The 21,058-nt window shown below is 62.7% G+C and carries 13 protein-coding genes; 11 read left to right on the forward strand and 2 right to left on the reverse strand.

What is annotated here, in order from left to right; translation table 11 throughout:
• The first annotated feature begins 9 nt into the window (after positions 1 to 9).
• The 7 genes from FJ426_RS05605 to FJ426_RS05635 all read left to right on the forward strand — a co-directional run bounded on the left by FJ426_RS05605 (position 10) and on the right by FJ426_RS05635 (position 13,099).
• A complete protein-coding gene (locus FJ426_RS05605; RefSeq protein WP_140559414.1) occupies positions 10 to 2,478 on the forward strand; it encodes a glycogen/starch/alpha-glucan phosphorylase in 2,469 nt (822 codons plus the stop codon).
• Positions 2,479 to 2,582: 104 nt separating this feature from the next.
• Positions 2,583 to 4,829 carry a 1,4-alpha-glucan branching protein GlgB gene (gene glgB, locus FJ426_RS05610; RefSeq protein WP_140559415.1) on the forward strand — a complete coding sequence of 749 codons (2,247 nt, stop codon included), beginning with the start codon at positions 2,583 to 2,585 and terminating at the stop codon, positions 4,827 to 4,829.
• 3 nt (positions 4,830 to 4,832) lie between these two features.
• On the forward strand, positions 4,833 to 6,098 hold the full coding sequence (gene glgC, locus FJ426_RS05615) for a glucose-1-phosphate adenylyltransferase (RefSeq protein WP_140559416.1): 1,266 nt from the start codon (positions 4,833 to 4,835) through the stop codon (positions 6,096 to 6,098).
• Positions 6,099 to 6,233: 135 nt separating this feature from the next.
• The gene (gene glgA, locus FJ426_RS05620; protein ID WP_140494814.1) at positions 6,234 to 7,679 is read left to right on the forward strand and encodes a glycogen synthase GlgA; all 1,446 of its coding nucleotides are present in this window, start codon (positions 6,234 to 6,236) and stop codon (positions 7,677 to 7,679) included.
• 3 nt (positions 7,680 to 7,682) lie between these two features.
• Positions 7,683 to 9,311 (forward strand): alpha-D-glucose phosphate-specific phosphoglucomutase, encoded by a 1,629-nt coding sequence (locus FJ426_RS05625; RefSeq protein ID WP_140494811.1) that lies wholly within the window; start codon positions 7,683 to 7,685, stop codon positions 9,309 to 9,311.
• Between the two features lie 157 nt (positions 9,312 to 9,468).
• The gene (glgX, locus tag FJ426_RS05630) at positions 9,469 to 11,472 is read left to right on the forward strand and encodes a glycogen debranching protein GlgX (protein ID WP_140824790.1); all 2,004 of its coding nucleotides are present in this window, start codon (positions 9,469 to 9,471) and stop codon (positions 11,470 to 11,472) included.
• A complete protein-coding gene (locus tag FJ426_RS05635; protein ID WP_140494807.1) occupies positions 11,465 to 13,099 on the forward strand; it encodes an alpha-glucosidase family protein in 1,635 nt (544 codons plus the stop codon). Before glgX ends, FJ426_RS05635 begins: the two co-directional genes overlap by 8 nt.
• Before the next feature lie 20 nt (positions 13,100 to 13,119).
• Here the strand turns inward: FJ426_RS05635 and FJ426_RS05640 are convergent, their stop codons facing one another.
• Positions 13,120 to 14,889: a TadG family pilus assembly protein gene (locus FJ426_RS05640; protein WP_140514922.1), complete on the reverse strand. Its 1,770-nt coding sequence runs from the start codon at positions 14,887 to 14,889 to the stop codon at positions 13,120 to 13,122.
• Positions 14,890 to 15,336, reverse strand: a complete 447-nt coding sequence (locus tag FJ426_RS05645; RefSeq protein ID WP_140495051.1) for a TadE/TadG family type IV pilus assembly protein — start codon at positions 15,334 to 15,336, stop codon at positions 14,890 to 14,892. It lies immediately after the preceding gene.
• Positions 15,337 to 15,621: 285 nt separating this feature from the next.
• Here FJ426_RS05645 and FJ426_RS05650 point away from each other — a divergent pair, with 285 nt between their 5' ends.
• The 4 genes from FJ426_RS05650 to FJ426_RS05665 all read left to right on the forward strand — a co-directional run bounded on the left by FJ426_RS05650 (position 15,622) and on the right by FJ426_RS05665 (position 21,041).
• Positions 15,622 to 17,214 (forward strand): peptide ABC transporter substrate-binding protein, encoded by a 1,593-nt coding sequence (locus tag FJ426_RS05650; protein WP_140559418.1) that lies wholly within the window; start codon positions 15,622 to 15,624, stop codon positions 17,212 to 17,214.
• Positions 17,215 to 17,385: 171 nt separating this feature from the next.
• On the forward strand, positions 17,386 to 18,309 hold the full coding sequence (locus tag FJ426_RS05655) for an ABC transporter permease subunit (RefSeq protein WP_140494801.1): 924 nt from the start codon (positions 17,386 to 17,388) through the stop codon (positions 18,307 to 18,309).
• The gene (locus tag FJ426_RS05660; protein WP_140494797.1) at positions 18,302 to 19,420 is read left to right on the forward strand and encodes an ABC transporter permease subunit; all 1,119 of its coding nucleotides are present in this window, start codon (positions 18,302 to 18,304) and stop codon (positions 19,418 to 19,420) included. Before FJ426_RS05655 ends, FJ426_RS05660 begins: the two co-directional genes overlap by 8 nt.
• Before the next feature lies 1 nt (position 19,421).
• On the forward strand, positions 19,422 to 21,041 hold the full coding sequence (locus FJ426_RS05665) for an ABC transporter ATP-binding protein (protein ID WP_140514926.1): 1,620 nt from the start codon (positions 19,422 to 19,424) through the stop codon (positions 21,039 to 21,041).
• Positions 21,042 to 21,058 lie beyond the last annotated feature (17 nt).

Genomic DNA, 21,058 nt, shown 5'->3' on the forward strand with positions numbered 1-21,058 from the left:
AGAGGCAGCATGACGCGCACGATGACATCCGACCCCCTCCCGCCACTGCTTGAAAATCCCGACCCTAAGACGCTCGCAAGAGAAGTCTTGATGGCCCTCAAATACAGGGTCGGCAAGGACACCACCGTCGCCACCCAGTACGATTGGCTGACCGCCTCGATCAAGGTCGTGCGCGACCGCATCGTCGATCGCTGGATGCAGGCGACGAAAGAGGCCTACGCCCAGCAGGAAAAGCGCGTCTATTACCTCTCGCTGGAGTTCCTCATCGGCCGCCTGATGCGTGACGCCTTCTCCAATCTCGGCCTGATGGAGAACATGCGCGAGGCGTTGTCGTCGCTGGGTGTGGAACTCGACCTCATCGCCACGCTCGAGCCGGATGCAGCACTTGGCAATGGCGGCCTCGGCCGGCTCGCCGCCTGCTTCATGGAAAGCATGGCCACCGTCGATATTCCCGCGCATGGCTACGGTATCCGCTACGCCAACGGCATGTTCCGCCAGGAGATACATGACGGCTGGCAGGTAGAATTGCCCGAAACTTGGCTCGATCACGGTAACCCCTGGGAGTTCGAACGCCGCGAACGGTCGTTCGAGGTCGGGTTCGGCGGCTCGGTGGAATCGGTCACCACCAGGGATGGCCGGCTGGAACGCCATGTCTGGAAGCCGACCGAGCATGTGCTGGCCGTCGCCTACGACACACCTGTCGTCGGCTGGCGGGGGAACCGCGTCAACACCTTGCGGCTTTGGTCGGGCATGCCGGTCGATCCGATCCTGCTCGACAAGTTCAATGCTGGCGACCACATCGGCGCACTCGCCGAAAGCAACAAGGCCGACGCGTTGTCGCGCGTGCTCTATCCCGCCGATTCCCACATGGCAGGGCAGGAACTCAGGCTGCGGCAGGAATATTTTTTCTCCACCGCCTCTTTGCAGGACATCGTGCAGCGGCATCTCAGTCAATATGGCGACCTGAAGTCGCTGCCCGACAAGGCGGCAATCCACCTCAATGACACCCATCCGGCGATCGCCGTGCCGGAGCTGATGCGCCTCCTGATGGACGTCCACGGCATGGATTTCGACCAGGCCTGGGACACCACCAAACGCACCTTCGGCTATACCAACCACACGCTGCTGCCGGAGGCGTTGGAAAGCTGGCCGGTGCCGCTGTTCGAGCGGCTTTTGCCGCGCCACATGCAGATCGTCTACGCCATCAATGCGCAGGTGCTGCTCGAGGCGCGCGCCACCAATCAGTTCTCCGGCGAGCAGATCAGCCGCATCTCGCTGATCCAGGAGAATGGCGACCGTCGCGTGCGCATGGGCAATCTCGCCTTCGTCGGCTCGCATTCGATCAATGGGGTCTCTGCGCTGCACACCGAGCTGATGAAGGAAACGGTGTTCGCCGACCTGCACACGCTTTATCCCGACCGCATCAACAACAAGACCAACGGCATCACGCCGCGGCGCTGGCTGATCCAGTGCAACCCAGGTCTGACCGCACTCGCCCGCGAGGCGATCGGCGACCGCTTCCTGGATGACATCGACGCCATCAAGGGGCTCGATGCCTTTGCCGCCGATACCGCTTTCCGCGAAAAATTCGCCGGAGTGAAGCGGCAGAACAAGGTGAAGTTGGCCAATCTCGTCGCCGACCGGCTCGGCATCAGGCTTGATCCCTCGGCGCTGTTCGACATCCAGGTCAAGCGCATCCACGAATACAAGCGCCAACTCCTGAACATCCTCGAGGCGGTCGCGCTCTACGACCAGATCCGCTCGCACCCGGAGCGCGACTGGATGCCGCGCGTGAAATTCTTCGGCGGCAAGGCGGCGCCCAGCTACCACAATGCCAAGCTGATCATCAAACTGGCCAACGACGTTGCCAGGGTCATCAACCGCGATCCGGCCGTTCGCGGCTTGCTCAAGGTGGTGTTCGTGCCGAACTACAATGTCAGCCTCGCCGAGATCATGATGCCGGCCGCCGACCTCTCTGAGCAGATATCGACCGCCGGCATGGAGGCTTCGGGCACCGGCAACATGAAGTTCGCGCTGAACGGCGCGCTGACCATTGGCACGCTCGACGGCGCCAATGTCGAAATCAAGGAGTGCGTCGGCGACGACAACATCTTCATCTTCGGCCTGACCACGGCGGAGGTCGCCGAGCGCCGCAACAATGGCTACGATCCGCGTGGCGTCATCGAGGCATCGCCCGAACTGTCGCAGGCGCTCGCGGCCGTTTCATCGGGCGTCTTTTCGCCCGATGATCCCAACCGCTACCGCGATCTCATCAATGGTCTCTACGACAGCGACTGGTTCATGGTCGCGGCGGATTTCGACGCCTATGCCGCTTGCCAGCGAGACGTCGATGCCGTCTGGCGCAACAGTCCGGACTGGTACGCCAGGGCAATCCGCAACGTCGCGCGCGTCGGCTGGTTCTCTTCCGATCGCACGATCCGCCAATACGCGAAAGACATCTGGAACGTACCTGCCTGATGTGATTGCATGAGGCCACGAACGATGTAGTCCGGGGTGTGAGTTCAAACGCCGAATTTATACCTTAAAACAAACATTTGGTGCCCGGGGAGGGACACTGCCCGATGAGGAAACCGCGCGCGACCGCTGCGACAAGCGGGCCGGACGGATCGGCCCCGGCCAGCGATGTCGCGGCGATTGTCGCCGGCACGCACGGCAATCCGTTTGCGGTCCTCGGCGTCCATGAGGTGGGCAAGAACCTGTTTGCCCGCTGTTTCGTTCCGCATGCGGAGTTCGTCACCGCCTATACGCTGACCGGCATGATTGCTGGTGAACTGTCCAGGCGTGACGATGGCGGCTTTTTCGAAGGCAAGCTGTCGATCAAGAAGCGCCAGCCGTTGCGCTATCACGCCAGGAATGCCGGGGGCGACTGGTGGTTGACGGATCCCTATTCTTTCGGCCCGGTGCTCGGTCCGATGGACGATTACTACATTGCCGAGGGCTCGCATCTGAGGCTGTTCGACAAGCTCGGCGCGCATGTCATCGAGCACGAAGGCGCCACCGGCGTGCATTTCGCCGTCTGGGCCCCCAATGCAAGGCGCGTCTCGGTGGTCGGCGATTTCAACGACTGGGACGGCCGCCGCCATTCGATGCGCGATCGCCGCGACACCGGCATCTGGGAGGTATTCATCCCCGATATCGGCGCCGGCAGGCCCTACAAGTACGAGATCATCGGCCCCGATGGCGTGAGGTTGCCGCTGAAGGCCGATCCGTTTGCCTTCAAGTCCGAACTGCGCCCGGCGACCGCTTCAGTGACCGCTGCGTCGCCCGCCCATCAATGGGGCGACGAGGCGCATCGGACTTTCTGGCGCAATGCCGATCCCCGGCGCGAGGCCATCTCCATCTACGAGGTCCATGCCGGCTCCTGGCAGCTTCGCGACGATGGAACGTTTCTGTCATGGGATGAACTGGCCGACCGGCTGATCCCCTATGTCGTCGAGACCGGCTTCACCCACATCGAGTTCATGCCGATCTCCGAACATCCCTATGATCCCTCCTGGGGCTACCAGACGACAGGCCTCTATGCGCCATCGGCGCGCTTTGGCGACCCGGCCGGCTTTGCCCGCTTTGTCGACGGCGCCCACCGTGCCGGCGTCGGCGTCATCCTCGACTGGGTGCCGGCGCATTTTCCGGTCGACGAGCACGGCCTTGTCCATTTCGACGGCACTGCGCTCTACGAGCATGCCGATCCGCGCCAGGGCTTTCATCCCGACTGGAACACCGCGATCTACAATTTCGGCCGCCGCGAGGTGGTGTCGTTCCTGGTCAACAACGCGTTGTTCTGGGCCGAAAAATATCATGTCGACGGCCTGCGCGTCGACGCGGTCGCCTCGATGCTCTACCTCGATTATTCGCGCAAGGCAGGCGAATGGATTCCTAACGAGAAGGGCGGCCGCGAGAACCTCGAGGCGGTCAGCTTCCTGCAGAAGATGAACAAGGAGCTCTACGGCCACCATCCGGGCGTCATGACCATCGCCGAGGAATCGACCTCGTGGCCGAAGGTCTCGGCTCCGGTCCATGAAGGCGGGCTGGGCTTCGGCTTCAAGTGGAACATGGGCTTCATGCACGACACGCTGGAGTATTTCTCCAAGGAGCCGATCTTCCGCAAACACCACCACAACGACCTTACCTTCGGCCTGGTCTATGCCTTCTCGGAGAATTTCGTGCTGCCGCTCTCGCATGACGAGGTCGTGCACGGCAAAGGCACGCTGCTTGGCAAGATGGCCGGCGACGACTGGCAGAAATTCGCGACATTGCGCGCCTACTACGCTTTCATGTGGGGCTACCCCGGCAAGAAGCTGCTGTTCATGGGCCAGGAGTTCGCGCAGCGCCGCGAATGGAGCGAGGCGCGCGCGCTCGACTGGAATCTTCTCGATTTCCGCTCGCATCGCGGTGTCTGGCAGGTGGTGCGCGACCTCAACTATCTCTACCGCTCGCGACCGGCCCTGCACGGCCGCGACTGCGAGCCGGAAGGCTTTTCCTGGCTGATCGTCGACGACAGCCAGAATTCCGTCTTCGCCTGGCTGCGCAGCGCGCCGGGAGGCAATCCGGTCGCGATCATCTCCAATTTCACGCCGGTGCCGCGCGACAACTACCGCGTCCCGCTGCCGAAAGCCGGCACATGGCGCGAGATCATCAACACGGACGCTTCCGAATATGGCGGATCCGGCAAGGGCAATGGCGGCGCCGTCGAAGCGCGGGCGGAGGAAGGGGGCATCTCCGCAACGATGCTCTTGCCGCCGCTGTCGACGATCATGCTTGAACTGGTCGCGGAACAAGCCATGTCGAGACCGGGTAACTTGGGAGGGTAGAAAATGGCAAACTCGAAACGAACCCAGCCGCTGGCCCGCGACGCCATGGCCTATGTGCTGGCCGGCGGGCGCGGCAGCCGCCTCAAGGAACTGACCGACCGGCGCGCCAAGCCGGCGGTCTATTTCGGCGGCAAGACGCGCATCATCGATTTCGCGCTCTCCAACGCCCTCAACTCCGGCATCCGCCGCCTTGGGGTTGCAACCCAATACAAGGCGCATTCGCTGATCCGCCATTTGCAGCGCGGCTGGAACTTCCTGCGGCCCGAACGAAACGAAAGCTTCGATATCCTGCCGGCCAGCCAGCGCGTGTCGGAAACCCAGTGGTATGAAGGCACGGCCGACGCGGTCTACCAGAACATCGACATCATCGAGGCCTATGGCCCCGAATACATGGTCATCCTCGCCGGCGATCACATCTACAAGATGGACTACGAGCTGATGCTGCGCCAGCATGTCGACGCCGGCGCCGATGTCACCGTCGGCTGCCTCGAAGTGCCGCGCATGGAGGCCACGGGCTTCGGCGTCATGCATGTCGATGCCAAGGACAACATCATCGCCTTCGTCGAAAAGCCGGCCGACCCTCCCGGCATTCCAGACAAACCGGAGTTTGCCCTGGCCTCGATGGGCATCTACGTGTTCAAGACCAAGTTCCTGATGGAGCAGCTGCGCCGCGATGCGGCCGAGCCCGGTTCAAGCCGCGACTTCGGCAAGGACATCATCCCCTATATCGTCGAGCACGGTAAGGCGATCGCCCACCGCTTCGCCAAGTCCTGCGTGCGCTCGACCGCGGAAAATGAGGCCTACTGGCGCGATGTCGGCACCGTCGATGCCTATTGGGAAGCCAATATCGACCTGACCGACGTGACGCCCGAACTCGACCTCTACGATCGCGACTGGCCGATCTGGACCTATGCCGAGTTGAAGCCGCCGGCGAAGTTCGTGCATGACGAGGATGGACGGCGCGGTTCGGCCGTGTCCTCGCTGGTATCGGGCGACTGCATCGTCTCGGGTGCGACGCTCAGGAAAAGCCTGATCTTCACCGGCGCGCGCATCAATTCCTATTCGACGCTGGAAGAAGTGGTCATGCTGCCCGACGTCCATGTCGGCCGGAACGCAACGTTGAAGCGCGTCGTCATCGACCACGGTGTAAGGATACCGGAAGGGCTGGTGGTCGGTGAGGATCCCGTGCTCGACGCCAAGCGCTTCCGCGTTTCGGAAAAGGGCATCTGCCTGATCACGCAGGACATGATCAACAAGTTGTCAGCCTGATCAGTTTGATCAACAAGTTGTCAATCCGATCGGGTTGATCAACAAGCTGTCACTTTAGGGTGGTTTGTGCATGTCCTTGCCCCAGAACCGCTGCACGGTTTGGGCTACATGCACCAGGAGCGGTTCGGTAAGCGCATGCAGGTTCTGTCGGTCACGCCAGAGATCTTTCCGCTGATCAAGACCGGCGGGCTTGCCGATGTGACCGGCGCGCTGCCCGTCGCGCTGGCCGCCAAAGGCGTGACGATGCGCACGCTTATTCCCGGTTTTCCCATGGTGATGGACGCCTTCAAGAAGAAAAAGTCTGTCTACAAGTATCCGCTGCTGCAGGGCGGCAAGGCTTCGGTCCATTCTGTCCAGCTTGCCGGGCTCGATCTTTTCGTGCTCGATGCGCCGCATCTGTTCGATCGTCCCGGCGGTCCTTATGGCAATGCCGCGGGTGCCGATTGGCCGGACAATTGGCGCCGTTTCGCAGCGCTCAGCCAAGCCGGCGCCGACATCGCCGGCGGTGCCATCTCCGGTTACATGCCCGATATCGTGCATGCCCATGACTGGCAGTCGGCGATGACGCTGGCCTATATGCGCTATGGCAAGGCGGTCGGCACACCGTCGATGATGACTGTCCACAACCTCGCCTTCCAGGGGCAGTTCGGCGCCGGCATCTTCGGCGAACTCGGACTGCCGACGGCGGCGATGGCGCTTGACGGCGTGGAATATTATGGCGGCGTCGGCTTCCTCAAGGCCGGCCTGCAGGCTGCCTGGGCAATCACCACCGTCAGCCCGACCTATGCGCAGGAAATCCGCTCACCGGAATTCGGCATGGGTCTCGACGGCCTGATCAACATGCGCTCCAGCGATCTCTATGGCATCGTCAACGGCATCGACACCGCCATCTGGAACCCGGAGACCGACAAGCATCTGGTGTCGAACTATACAGCCGCCTCGCTCAAGGCGCGCGCGCCCAACAGGGCCGCTGTCGAGGGCCGTTTCGGCCTCGATCGCGACGGTAGCCCGATCGTCTGCGTCGTCAGCCGCCTGACCTGGCAGAAGGGCATGGACATACTGGCGACGGCGGTCGACGGCATCGTTGCGACGGGCGCGCGGTTGGCTATTCTGGGTTCGGGCGATGCCGGCCTCGAAGGCGCGCTGCTCGCCGCCGCCGCACGCCACCGCGGCCGTATAGGCGTCGTCGTGGGGTATGACGAAGGCCTGTCTCACGTCATGCAGGGCGGCTGCGACGCCATCGTTATCCCGTCGCGCTTCGAGCCTTGTGGACTGACGCAGCTTTATGGCCTGCGCTATGGCTGCGTGCCGGTGGTCGCCCGCACCGGGGGGCTCGCCGACACCATCATCGACGCCAACGAGGCGGCGATTGCCGCCGGCGTGGCGACCGGGTTCCAGTTCGCGCCCAGCGACGGCGGCGCGCTGCTTCATGCCATCCGCCGCCTGGCCGAGGCCCATGCCAGCCCCGCGATCTTCGAGGCCATCCAGCGCCAGGGCATGAAGACCGACCTGTCCTGGGACCGAAGCGCTGACAAATACGTTGAACTCTATCGCCTGCTGCTTTCGAAAAGGGTTGCTTGAAGCATGATACGCACCGTTCCCACCAAACCCTATTCCGACCAGAAGCCCGGCACTTCGGGGCTGCGCAAGAAGGTGCCTGTGTTCCAGCAGGAGCACTATGCCGAGAACTTCATCCAGTCGATCTTCGACGCGCTGGACGGGTTCAAGGGCAAGACTCTGGTGATCGGCGGCGACGGCCGCTTCTACAATCGCGAGGTCATCCAGAAGGCCATCGCCATGGCCGCCGCCAACGGATTCGGCAAGGTGATGGTCGGGCAGGGCGGCATCTTGTCGACGCCGGCCGCTTCGCATGTCATCCGCAAGTACAAGACGTTCGGCGGCATCATCCTGTCAGCCAGCCACAATCCGGGCGGCCCGCACGAGGATTTCGGCATCAAGTACAATGCCGGCAATGGCGGCCCGGCGCCGGAAAAGCTGACCGATGCGATCTTCGCCAGGACCAAGGCGATCTCCAGCTTCAAGACCGTCGACATCGATCCGATCGACATCGACGCGATCGGTACCGTCAAGGCCGCCGGCATGACGGTCGAGATCATCGATCCGGTCGTCGACTATGCCGAGCTGATGGAAAGCCTGTTCGATTTCGACGCGCTGCGCAAACTGTTCAAGTCGGGCTTTCGCATGCGCTTCGACGCCATGCACGCGGTGACCGGCCCCTACGCCAAGGAGATCCTCGAACACCGGCTTGGCGCGCCCGACGGCACCTGCCGCAACTTCAAGCCGCTGCCGGATTTCGGCGGCCACCATCCGGATCCGAACCTGGTCCATGCCAAACATCTCTATGACGAGATGATGGGACCGGACGCCCCGGATTTCGGTGCCGCTTCCGACGGTGACGGCGACCGCAATTTGATCATCGGCAAGGGCATTTTCGTCACCCCGTCGGATTCTGTCGCCATGCTCGCCGCCAACGCCCGCCTGGCGCCGGGCTACAAGGAAGGCCTGAAGGGCATTGCGCGCTCGATGCCGACCAGTGGGGCCGCCGACCGCGTCGCCGAAAAACTCGGCATTGGCATGTATGAGACGCCGACCGGCTGGAAATTCTTCGGCAATTTGCTCGACGCCGGCATGGCGACGATCTGCGGCGAGGAAAGTGCGGGCACCGGCTCCAACCATGTGCGCGAGAAGGACGGCCTGTGGGCCGTGCTTTTGTGGCTCAACATCCTCGCCGCGCGCGGCGAGAGCTGTAAGCAGATCGTCACCGAGCACTGGGCGACCTACGGCCGAAACTATTATTCGCGCCATGACTACGAGGAAGTCGAGAGCGGGCGCGCCAATGCGCTGGTCGACGAACTGCGCGCCAAGCTTGGCTCGCTGCCGGGCACCAGCGTGCGCGGCCTGAAGATCGCCAATGCCGACGACTTCACCTATCACGATCCGGTCGACGGTTCGGTGAGCGAGCATCAAGGCATCAGGGTGCTGTTCGAAGGCGGCTCGCGCGTCGTCTTCCGGCTTTCCGGCACGGGCACCTCGGGCGCCACCTTGCGCGTCTACATCGAGCGCTACGAGCCGGACAAGGCCAGGCACGATCTCGATACGCAGAAGGCGCTCGCCGATCTGATCGCGGCAGCGGATGACATCGCGGGAATTAGGAGCCACACCGGCCGCGACAAGCCGAGCGTGATTACTTGAGCGTGGCGGTGGCTTCACCCTCCCCCTTGTGGGGAGGGTCGATCCGCGTAGCGGGTCGGGGTGGGGGTGCTCGTAGAGGGCTTTGCCGGCGTCACCCCCCACCCCGCTCACTTCGTTCGCGACCCTTCCCACAAGGGGGAGGGTGGAGGACGCGCCGATGACCTCACTAGGCGCCACCATCACCCCCGACGGCATCCGCTTTGCCGCCTGGTCCTCGTCGGCGCGCCGCCTCTGGGTCTCGATCTTCGACGAACAGGGAAACCGCGAACTCGACCGGCTGGAGCTGAAAGCGGAAGGAGAGGGGGTGCATGCCCTCTTCGTCTCCGGCCTTGGCGAGGGCACCCGCTACGGCTTTCGCGCCGATGGCGATTACGCGCCCGAGCGCGGATTTTGGTTCGACCCCGACAAGCTGCTGACCGATCCCTACGCCGTCGAGATCGATCGGCCCTATGCCTATCACTGGCGTCTCGCCGCGCGACGCAACGAAGGTGCCGACACCGCGCCGCTGATGCCCAAGGCGGTGGCGAAAGCCTTGCTCACGGCTGTGCCTGTGCCGCCGCCGCTGTTCCGTCCGGGCGGCCTGATCTACGAAGTGCCGGTGCGCGCCTTCACCAAGCTGCATCCGGATGTGCCGGAAAAACAGCGCGGCACGACCGCCGCGCTTGCTCATCCGGCTATCGTCGAGCACCTGCGAAGGCTCGGCGTCTCCGCCGTCGAGCTGATGCCGGTGACGGCATCGATCGACGAGCGGCATCTGCCGCCGCTCGGGTTGAGCAACGCCTGGGGTTATAACCCTGTCACCTTCATGGCACTAGACCCGCGCCTGGCCCCTGGCGGCCTGGCCGAATTGCGCGATACCGTTGCCGCGCTGCGTGCGGCCGGCATCGGCACCATTCTCGACCTTGTCTTCAACCACACGGGCGAAAGTGACAGGCTCGGTCCGACATTGTCGCTGCGCGGCCTCGACAATCAGGCTTATTACCGGCACCAGCCGGATGGCAGGCAGGTCAATGATACTGGTACCGGCAACACGGTCGCCGGCGATCACCCGGCGGTGCGGGAAATGGTGCTCGACACGCTTCGCCATTTTGTCCGCCATGCCGGCGTCGACGGTTTTCGTTTCGACCTGGCGCCGGTGCTGGGGCGCGTCAACGGCACATTCGAAGCGCAAGCGCCGTTGCTGGAGGCGATGCGCGAGGATGCGCTGTTGGCCGGCCGTGTGTTGATCGCCGAGCCCTGGGACATCGGTCTCGATGGCTATCAGCTCGGCAACTTCCCCTCCCGCTTCCTGGAATGGAACGATCGTTATCGCGACGATGCCAGGCGCTTCTGGCGCGGCGATGCCGGCATGGTTGGTACGCTGGCGACACGACTTGCCGGTTCGTCCGATATTTTCGGCAGGGGCGGCCAGCCCGCCAGCCGCACGGTGAATTTCATCGCGGCCCATGACGGCATGACGCTGGCCGACATCGTTGCTTATGAGGAGAAGCATAACGAGGCCAATGGTGAGCAAAATCGCGATGGCCACAACGAGAACCTGTCCTGGAACAACGGCGTCGAGGGCGCGACGGACGACGCGGCAATCGCGAAGGCGCGCTTCAGCGACCAGTGTGCGCTGCTCGCCACGCTGTTCGCCTCGCGCGGCACGATCATGCTGACGGCCGGCGACGAATTCAGCCGCAGCCAGCAAGGCAATAACAACGCTTATGCGCAGGACAACAACATCACCTGGCTCGACTGGAAGGGGCGTGACCAGGCGCTGGAAGGCTACGCGCGTGCACTGGCCGCCTTGCGCCGCGCGGTGCCGGCGCTCTCTAATACAGATTTCCTCACCGGCCAGCCGCTGGCCGGGTCGGACACTGCCGACGTCGCCTGGCTCACCGAGACGGGGGCGCTGCTCGGCGAGGCGGAGTGGAACGATCCCGCCCGGCATCGCCTCGTCATGCTGCTCGGCGGCGTGGATGGCCGGCTTGCCGTCATGGTCAATGGCGATCGCCGCCAATGCATCTTCACATTGCCCGCGCGAGACGGATTCCGATGGCATCCCGCCATCGAAGCGCAAGCAGTTGATCTTTCTCGCGCGCTGCCGGGCCGCAGCGTGAATTTCATGATCGAGCGCAGGACGGAAGGGCCCAGACAGGGAAAGGGTCGTGATGACTGACGACAATGCCGAGCGAGCGGCCGACTGGTGGCGCGGTTGCGTCATTTACCAGGTCTACCCGCGTTCCTTCCAGGACACGACCGGCGACGGCAGCGGCGATCTCGCCGGCATCACATCAAGGCTCGCCCACATTGCCTCGCTCGGCGCCGATGCCGTCTGGCTGTCGCCTTTCTTCAAGTCGCCGATGGCCGATATGGGCTACGACGTGTCGGATTATTGCGACGTCGATCCGATGTTCGGCACGTTGGAGGATTTCGATACACTGGTTGCCGAAGCGCACCGGCTTGGCCTGAAAATCATCATCGACCAGGTGCTGTCGCACTCCTCCGACAGGCACGAATGGTTCGTCGAAAGCCGCGCCAGCCGCGACAATCCAAAGGCCGATTGGTACGTGTGGGCCGACGCCAGACCGGATGGTGGTGTGCCCAACAACTGGCTGTCGGTCTTCGGCGGCCCCTCGTGGGAATGGGATGCGACCCGCCGGCAGTACTATCTGCACAATTTCCTCGCTTCGCAGCCGGATCTCAACTTTCACAACCCGGAGGTCCAGGACGCGCTTCTGGATACAGTGCGGTTCTGGTTGGAGCGCGGCGTCGACGGCTTCCGGCTGGACACCGTCAACTACTACGTCCACGACCGCTGGCTGCGCAGCAACCCGCCCTTGGCGTCGAGCGTTGCAGGCACCAACACCGAGACCAACACCTACCTCTACCAGGAGCACCTGTTCGACAAGACGCAGCCGGAAAATCTAGCGTTCCTGCGGCGCTTTCGGGCGCTGCTCGACGAGTACGGGGATCGCGCCGCCGTCGGCGAAATCGGTGATGAGGGGCGCTCCCTACAGACGCTGGCCGCCTACACCTCCGGCGGCGACAAGCTGCAGATGTGCTACACCTTCGATCTGCTTGGCCCGCAATTTTCGGCGGCGCATGTGCGCGGCTGTGTCGAGGCTTTCGAAAACGCTGTCGTAGATGGCTGGGTCTGCTGGGCGTTTTCCAACCATGACGTCATGCGTCATGTCAGCCGCTGGACGCGGCCGGGCGGCGATCCTGACGTGGTGGCCAAATTCTCGATCATGCTGCTCTCTTGCCTGCGTGGCTCGATCTGCCTCTACCAGGGCGAGGAACTCGGTTTGCCGGAGGCGGAACTTGCCTATGAGGACCTGCGCGATCCGGTAGGCATCCGCTTCTGGCCCGGTGTGAAGGGAAGGGATGGCTGCCGCACGCCCATGGTCTGGGAGTCCGGCGCCGATAATGCGGGCTTCTCCACCGGTAAACCCTGGCTGCCGGTGCCGGAAAGCCATCGCGCTCGCGCGGTCGATGTACAGAGCGGCGATGAGCAATCGGTACTTTCCGCCTACCGTTCGGCACTCGCTTTGCGCAAGCGGCATCCGGCGCTGGTCGGCGGTTCGATCCGCTTTCTCGACGCCGAAGGCGACGTGCTGGCCTTTGTCCGCGAGCATGGCGATGAGAGGCTGCTTTGTGCCTTCAATTTCGCCGGGGAACCGGCCAATTGGCCGCTGCCGCAAGACTTAGGAGCGGTTGCGAAACTTGGCGGCGATGCCTCGCTCGCCGGAGAAGCCGTGCTTTTGCTGCCGACACTCGGATGCTTTCTTGGACACCTTGCCTAGATCAGCGCGTGCCGGCCATCTTACTGGACAAGCACGGCACGTCCGCACGTTGCGCCGGTGACCCGGACGTCGGCTTCACCGAGACGCACGCCAAGAGCTCCGAGCAGATTGGTAAGCAACGTGTCGACCGGAGCTGTTACGCTGTTCAGAAGTGCCACCACTGGCGGGCTTACGGTTGCGATCAGCGTGTTCAGATTCAGCAGCGGCAGACCGAGTAAATTCGCCGTCAGCGACAAATCGCTGACCAGCGACGTAGTCAACGACTGGGTAAAATTTTGGGTGTAAGCGGTCCTTATCGTCTTGGCATCGATATCGGCCTTGTTGAAAGTCAACGTCGTTAGCGTGTTGTTGGCCATGTCGAACGCCGCTGAGCCCACCACCGACAGCACCGGGATGATCAGAAGTTTCACGCTCGCGATTTCCGTGTTGGAAAACGTCTCCTTGTTGGTGAAATCGGCAAAGCCGGCGCTGCTGCTGTCGCCGAGATGCCCTTCGACGATACCGGGACGGGTGGCGATGGTCACCTTGATGCTGCTGGGGCCTGTCGGACAACTTATGTCGGTGAGCTTGGCCTCGGCATAGGCGACTTCGACATGCAGAGGCAGACTGAACGACACCAGGGTGATACCGCCTCCGACATTGCTGTTGCCGGCTCCGATCTTCACCACCAGCTTGATACGGGTCTGGGCCGTCCGCACAATGGTGCCGACTTCGCCAACCTTCAGCCATGGCGAGGATTGCGGCGGTTCGCCGAAGGCGATGGCGAGCGTGCTCGACAGCACCCCCGGTATGCCGGTGCTGAGACCGAGGTCGATCTGCTTCGAACCGTTTGCCAGTTCGGCGGCGGCCATCAGCATTCCCATCGCGCTGGCGTCAACGCCAAGGCCGGCTGGCCTCTGCCCGAGGCCAAGTCTGCCGAGGGGGCCGAGGTCGATGAGATGGCTGAGCGGAATCTTGACCGTGTTAGTCGATTTGCTTGCCATGGTTTGCAAGGCGACCTTGGCCGTGTTGCCGAGCCCGGGAACATTGGCCATGGCGGTGGCGATCTGGCCGACTGCAGCCTTTGAGGCCAGAACGTCCGAATAGGTCACGCCCGTCAGGTTCAATTGCACCGCCAGGGCATCGACGAAGGAAAGCACGCTGACATCGGCGGAGATCAATCCGTTGTAGTCCATGACGCTGAGCGAGATGTTGCCGCCTAGAAGGCCGCCGAGAAGCGCGTTGAGGATGGGGCTGTTGCTGGTATTGACGCTGAGCAACCTCGATCCGACCGAGAAAGTGGCCTGTGGCGTCATGCTGGCGGTGGCTTCGGTGCCAATGATGGGCGTTGGGATCAGCGAGCTTGCGAAATAGCGGTTGGGGATCTTGCGCAGGGTCACATGAACCGCGTTGTAAGGGGTTACGCCTGCTTGGAAGCGTTGATCCACATTGACCGAGGATGCCCCTGCATATCGGCCCCGCGTGACCGTCACGACGGTTTTGCCCACCGCCGCGGGAATGGTTTGACCCGAGCCCTGAACGACGACACCTGGCATCCCGTTGTCGGTGAGCGTGGTCAAGACCGCGGTCTGGACGTTGTTGATGTTCGAAGCCGCGGTGATCGCTGCCAGGTCGACCATCGCCTGTGCTTCTCGGCGCTCGGTGTAAATGGAGGCCTCGTCGATCGCCACTGCTGCCAGCGCCAGCGCGACCGGCGCGCTCAACGCCGTCATCACCGTGAAATTCGCTCGTTGGTCACCAAGCATCAGGCGTGCAAGCCTGCGGATCTTCAAGCGCGAACTGAGCAGCATTCAGATGCCCCCCACCCTGATCGTTGATTGGCGTTTGATCGTGGTACCCGGCATGGCTATGCCCGGAAAGAGATTCCAGATCGGCAGGTTTCGGGCATCGTACTGGATCGACACCACGAACTGATTGCCGTCCGCCGTGCTGTCATTGGCCCGATAAGTCAGCTTGCTGGCGTCGACGAAGGGATATCCACCGGCGTTATTGGCGAGAAACGAGGCCACGAGCGTCTGCCGCTCGGTCTGGTTCAGCCCCGAGATGGCCGTCCGGGCGGCGTCCGCCGCGATCTGCTGTATTGAATTGGCCGCGCCGAAATAGATACCGTATGCAACCATTCCGAGCAGGAGAAGGATGAATATCGGTGATAGCAGAGCGAACTCAACCGCCGAAGTTGCCGAAGTGTCTGTCTGGAATCGGCGCCCCTGGATCCGGCGAATGAGGTTCTGAACCATGCCGCCGAGCATGCCAAAGTTCGCATGCAAAAAGCGAAAACTCTAGGCGCAACCTGGAAGTGTGTATGATTGAAAAGCTACGCTAATTTAGCCGCGGCTTCTTTGATTCCTGGCTATTGACTTAGGGTCAATCAGTACTCGGTTGAAAAGAGCTTGCCGCCTGTCTAGTCTCCTGCCACCAGCCGACGGAGGGAACCGGCGGCGCGCTCAAAGGGGCCAGACATCGGTCCCGGGGCGTCAACACACAAAGGCGCGCCGTTGGCAGCGCCGACAGGGAGAAACTTCATGCTGAAAAACATGCTGAAGGCGACGGCATTCGCCACAACCATGGCGCTGGCCGCCGGAACATTCTACACGCCGGCCTTTGCCGAGGTCGTCTACAACAGAGGCACTGCTGCCGAATCCGAGTCGGTTGATCCGCATAAGACCTCGACGGTCTATGAAGCCAACGTCTTGCGCGACCTGTTCCAAGGTCTGGTGATGCAGGACGAGAAGGCCAACGTCATCCCCGGCGCCGCCGAGAGCTGGACGGTGTCTGATGACGGTACCGTTTACACCTTCAAGCTCAGGAAGGACGGCCAGTGGTCCGACGGCAGCCCGGTGACGGCCGAAGACTTCGTCTTCGCTTTCCGCCGCCTCGAAGACCCGGCCACGGCCGCCGAATATGCCTCGATGCTCTATCCCGTCAAGAACGCCGAGGAAGTCAACACCAAGAAGGGCAAGCCCGAGAACATGGGCGTCAAGGCGATCGACGCGACCACCCTTGAAGTGACGCTGAAGGCGCCGACGCCTTATTTCCTCGAAATGCTGACCCACCAGGCGACCTATCCGGTCAACAAGGCGTCCATGGACAAGCTCGGCGCCGACTGGATCAAGCCGGGCAATCTCGTTTCCAACGGCGCCTATACGCTGGCCGAGTGGGTTCCCAACGATCATATGAAACTGGTCAAGAATCCGAAATTCTGGGATGCCGGAAGCGTCAAGATCGACGTCGTCAACTACATCCCGACAGAGGATCGCTCCTCGGCGATGAAGCGCTTCGAGGCCGGCGAACTCGACAGCTACGACGATCTACCGACCGAGCAGCTCGCCGACCTCAAGGCCAAGTTCGGTGATCAGATCAAGGTGGGGCCGTATCTCGGCACCTATTACTACGCGATCAAGACCGACAAGAAGCCCTGGGACAATGTCGAGCTGCGCAATGCCATCTCGATGGCCATCGACCGCGATTTCATTGCCGAAAAGGTCTGGCAGAATTCAATGCTGCCAGGCTATTCGATGGTCCCTCCGGGCATCGAGGGCTACACGCCGGCGATGGCCAAATATGCCGACATGTCGCAGATCGACCGCGAGGACGCAGCCAAGAAAATCCTCGAGAAGCTCGGTTACACGCCGGAGCATCCGCTGAAGATGGAGATCCGTTACAACACCTCGGAGAACCACAAGAATACTGCGGTCGCCATCCAGGAACAGCTGAAGCCGCTCGGCGTCGACGTCACGCTGCTCAACACCGACACCAAGACCCACTACTCCTTCCTCGAGCAGAGGGGCGACTATGACGTTGCGCGCGCCGCCTGGATTGCCGACTACAAGGATCCCGAAACCTTCCTGGGCATCTCGCGCAAGGCCAGCGGCAACAACTATTCGGTCTATGACAGCCCGCAATACGAGGCGGCCATGGACAAGGCGGCCGCCGCCGGCGGCAAGCCGGAAGAGCGCATGAAGGAACTCGCCGCCGCCGAGCGTATCCTCGTCGACGACGTCGGCCAGATCCCGCTTCTCTACTATAGCTACCACGATATCGTTTCCCCGAAGCTGCACGGCTTCGTCGACAACGTCATGGACGTGCATCCGTCCCGCTTCATCTCCAAGGATTGAAAACCTTGATCGACCCGCCGCCCGTTCAGGACGGCGGTTCGAGCTGTCGTCGCATGGGGCCCGAAAGTCGAAATCGATTTTCGCAGGCCATGGTGCGAAGATGAGAGGTGCCAGAGCGCTGCGGGCGTCCGGTTGGATGCCCGTCACCCTGGCCGAAGCAGGGCACCGCCGATGCTACGCTACATTTTCAGGCGGCTTCTGACCGCCATTCCAACGCTATTCGTCATCGTGACCTTGGCGTTCTTCCTGATGCGCGTCGCACCGGGCGGCCCGTTCAACCAGGAGCGGGGCCTGAGCCCCGAGATCAGGGCCAATCTTGAAGCCCAGTTCGGGCTCGCCGACCCGCTCTGGCTGCAATATGTCCACTATCTCGGCAATCTCCTGCGCGGCAATTTCGGCCCGAGCTACAATATGCCGGACTTTACCGTCACCGAGCTTTTCGCGAAGGGCTTGCCTATTTCCATTCAGCTCGGCGCCTCCGCGCTGATCTTGGCGCTGCTGCTCGGCAGCGTGCTCGGTACCATTGCGGCGCTCAACCAGAACAAACTTGGCGACTACACGGTGATTGCGCTGGCAACCGCGGGCAGCACCATCCCGACCTTCGTCATCGCGCCGATTATCCAGCTCGTGTTCGGATTGACCTGGAAGCTGTTGCCGATCGGCGGCTGGGGCGATGGCGCGCTTATCAACAAGATCGGTCCCGTGCTGACGCTTGCCCTGCCGCAGATCGCCATCGTCGCCCGCCTGATGCGCGGCTCGATGATCGAATCGCTGCGCTCGCATCACATCCGCACGGCGCGCGCGCTCGGCCTGTCCGACTGGTCGGTGGTGGTCAAGCACGCGCTGCGCGGCGCCGTCCTGCCGATCGTCTCCTTCACCGGTCCGGCTGCCGCCGCCCTGCTCACCGGCTCGATCATCGTCGAGACGATCTTCTCCATTCCCGGCGTCGGGCGCTACTTCGTCGATGCCGCGCTCAACCGCGACTACACGCTGGTGATGGGGACGGTGGTGGTCATCGCCATCTTCACCATCGTCTTCAACCTGATCGTCGACGTCATGTACGCCGTCGTCGATCCGAGGGTGCGCTATGACTGATATCGCGATCGCCGCACCGGTCGTCGGCCGTTCGCTGTGGGGCGATGCCTGGGCGCGCCTCAAGGCCAACCGCGCTGCCATGTTCAGCCTCTACTATCTGATCCTGATCGCCGTGATCAGCGTGTTCGGGCCCTGGTTCGTGCCGCACCAATACACCACCATCTATGGTGATTATGTGCGTACGCCGCCGAGCCTGTCGGCCTATCCGAAGGCGGACATGATCGAGACCGCGCTTAATGAGGCGATCAAGCGCATGCGTGTCGACATCAAGGACTGGCGCCAGGACGGCAATCGCGTCTTCGTCACCGTCACCTCCAGCAAGGCGATCGACGACCGCAACATCCGCTATCTCGACCGGTCCGACGCCTTCGACGACACCAGGATCGAAAGCAAGTCGCCTGACGGCCTCGAAGCGACGATGAGCGCCTCGGTCAAGCAGCAATATTTTCTTTTCGGCACCGACAACACCGGCCGTGATCTGTTGTCGCGGACGCTGATGGCCGGGCGTGTCTCGCTGGCCATCGGTCTGCTCGCCGGCGTCGTGGCCGTGGCCATCGGCGTGCTCTACGGCGCCACTGCCGGCTTTGCCGGAGGCAGGGTAGACGAGGTGATGATGCGCATCGTCGACGTGCTTTATTCGCTGCCCTTCATCTTCTTCGTCATCATGCTTGTGGTGTTCTTCGGCCGCAACTTCGTGCTGATGTTCCTGGCGGTCGGCGCCGTGCTGTGGCTCGACATGGCCCGCATCGTGCGCGGCCAGGCGCTGTCCATCCGCCGCCAGGAATATGTCCAGGCGGCAGAGGCCATGGGCGTCGGCCAGCGCGGCATCCTTTTGCGCCACGTCATTCCCAACCTGCTCGGGCCGGTGGTGATCTACATGACGCTGCTGGTGCCGCAGGTCATTATCCTGGAGAGTTTTCTGTCGTTCCTCGGGCTCGGCATTCAGGAGCCGATGACCAGCTGGGGCGTGCTGATCTCGGTCGGCGCCAAGAACATCGGCACTGCAAACTGGCTGCTTCTGTTCCCTGCCTTCTTCCTGGTCTCCACCTTGTTCGCCCTGAACTTCGTCGGCGACGGCCTGCGCGATGCGCTCGACCCCAAGGACCGCTAAGATGGACGCAGCAGAGACCATCCTCAGCGTAAAAGATCTTCGCGTGCGCTTCCGCACCCTCGACGGCGCGGTCGAGGCGGTGAAAGGCATCAACATCCACGTCAAGGCGGGCGAAACCGTCGCCGTGGTCGGCGAATCCGGCTCAGGCAAAAGCCAGACGATGATGGCGGCGATGAGCCTGCTGGCCTCCAATGGAGAAGCCACCGGCAGCGTCGATTATCGCGGCCGTAATCTTCTGACGCTAAGCAAATCCGAGCTGAACAAGGTCCGCGGCCGCAAGATCAGCATGATCTTCCAGGAGCCGATGACCTCGCTCGATCCGCTCTATTCGATCGGCAACCAGCTGATCGAACCGATCCGCCGGCACCGGGGCTTGAATGCGGCGCAAGCGCGCGAGGAGGCGCTCAACCTGCTCAGGCTGGTGCATATTCCCGATCCCGAACGGCGCATGAAATCCTATCCGCACGAAATGTCGGGTGGCCAGCGCCAGCGCGTCATGATCGCCATGGCGTTGGCAAACGATCCCGACATCCTGATCGCCGACGAACCGACGACTGCGCTCGACGTCACCATCCAGGCGCAGATTCTCATGCTTCTGGCTGAGCTGCAGCGCAAGCTCGGCATGGCGATCGTGTTCATCACACACGATCTCGGCATCGTCCGGCGCTTTGCCGACCGGGTCTATGTCATGCGCTCCGGCGAGGTGGTGGAGGAGGGGGACGCGCAAGCCATCTTCGCCAGTCCTCAGCATGCCTACACCAAGATGCTGCTGGCGGCCGAGCCGACCGGGACCAAGGCGCCGCCGCCGGCCAATGCGCCCGTCCTGCTCGAAGGCAGAAACGTCGAGGTCACCTTCCGCATCGGCGGCGGCTTTCTGGCCGGCGAACCGCTGATGCTGCGCGCCGTCGACCGCATCTCGATCAGGCTGAGGCGCAATCAGACGATCGGCATCGTCGGCGAATCAGGCTCTGGAAAATCGACGCTTGGCCGCGCTTTGCTGCGGCTGTTGCCGAGCGATGGCGTGATCCGCTTCGGCGACCGCGATATCTCGACCGCCGACCGCCAGACGATGCGGCCGCTGCGGCGCCAATTGCAGCTGGTCTTCCAGGATCCGTTCGGTTCGCTATCGCCACGCATGACCATCGGCCAGGTCATTACCGAAGGGCTGCTGGTGCATGAACCGAACCTCTCGGGCAAGCAGCGCGACCAGCGCGCCGTCGAGGCGCTGCGCGAAGTTGGCCTCGATCCCAACTCGCGCAATCGCTATCCGCACGAATTCTCAGGCGGCCAGCGTCAGCGCATCGCAATTGCCCGCGCCATGATCCTCAAACCCAAGCTGGTGGTGCTGGACGAGCCGACCTCGGCGCTCGACCGTTCGGTGCAGAAACAGATTGTCGAACTGCTGCGCAAGCTGCAGGCCGATCATGAGCTGTCCTATCTGTTCATCAGCCACGATCTCGCCGTGGTGCGCGCCATGGCCGACTACATCATCGTCATGAAGCAGGGCAAGATCGTCGAGGAAGGGCCGACGGAAGACATTTTCAGCAATCCGCAGGCCGGCTACACGCAGACGCTGATGAGCGCCGCAATCGATGTCACGCGGTTTCGTTTGAGTGCGTGAGGCGAGCCCGGCAGCGG

This window comes from Mesorhizobium sp. B2-6-4 (assembly GCF_006441495.1).
In the GTDB taxonomy this organism is placed as follows: domain Bacteria; phylum Pseudomonadota; class Alphaproteobacteria; order Rhizobiales; family Rhizobiaceae; genus Mesorhizobium.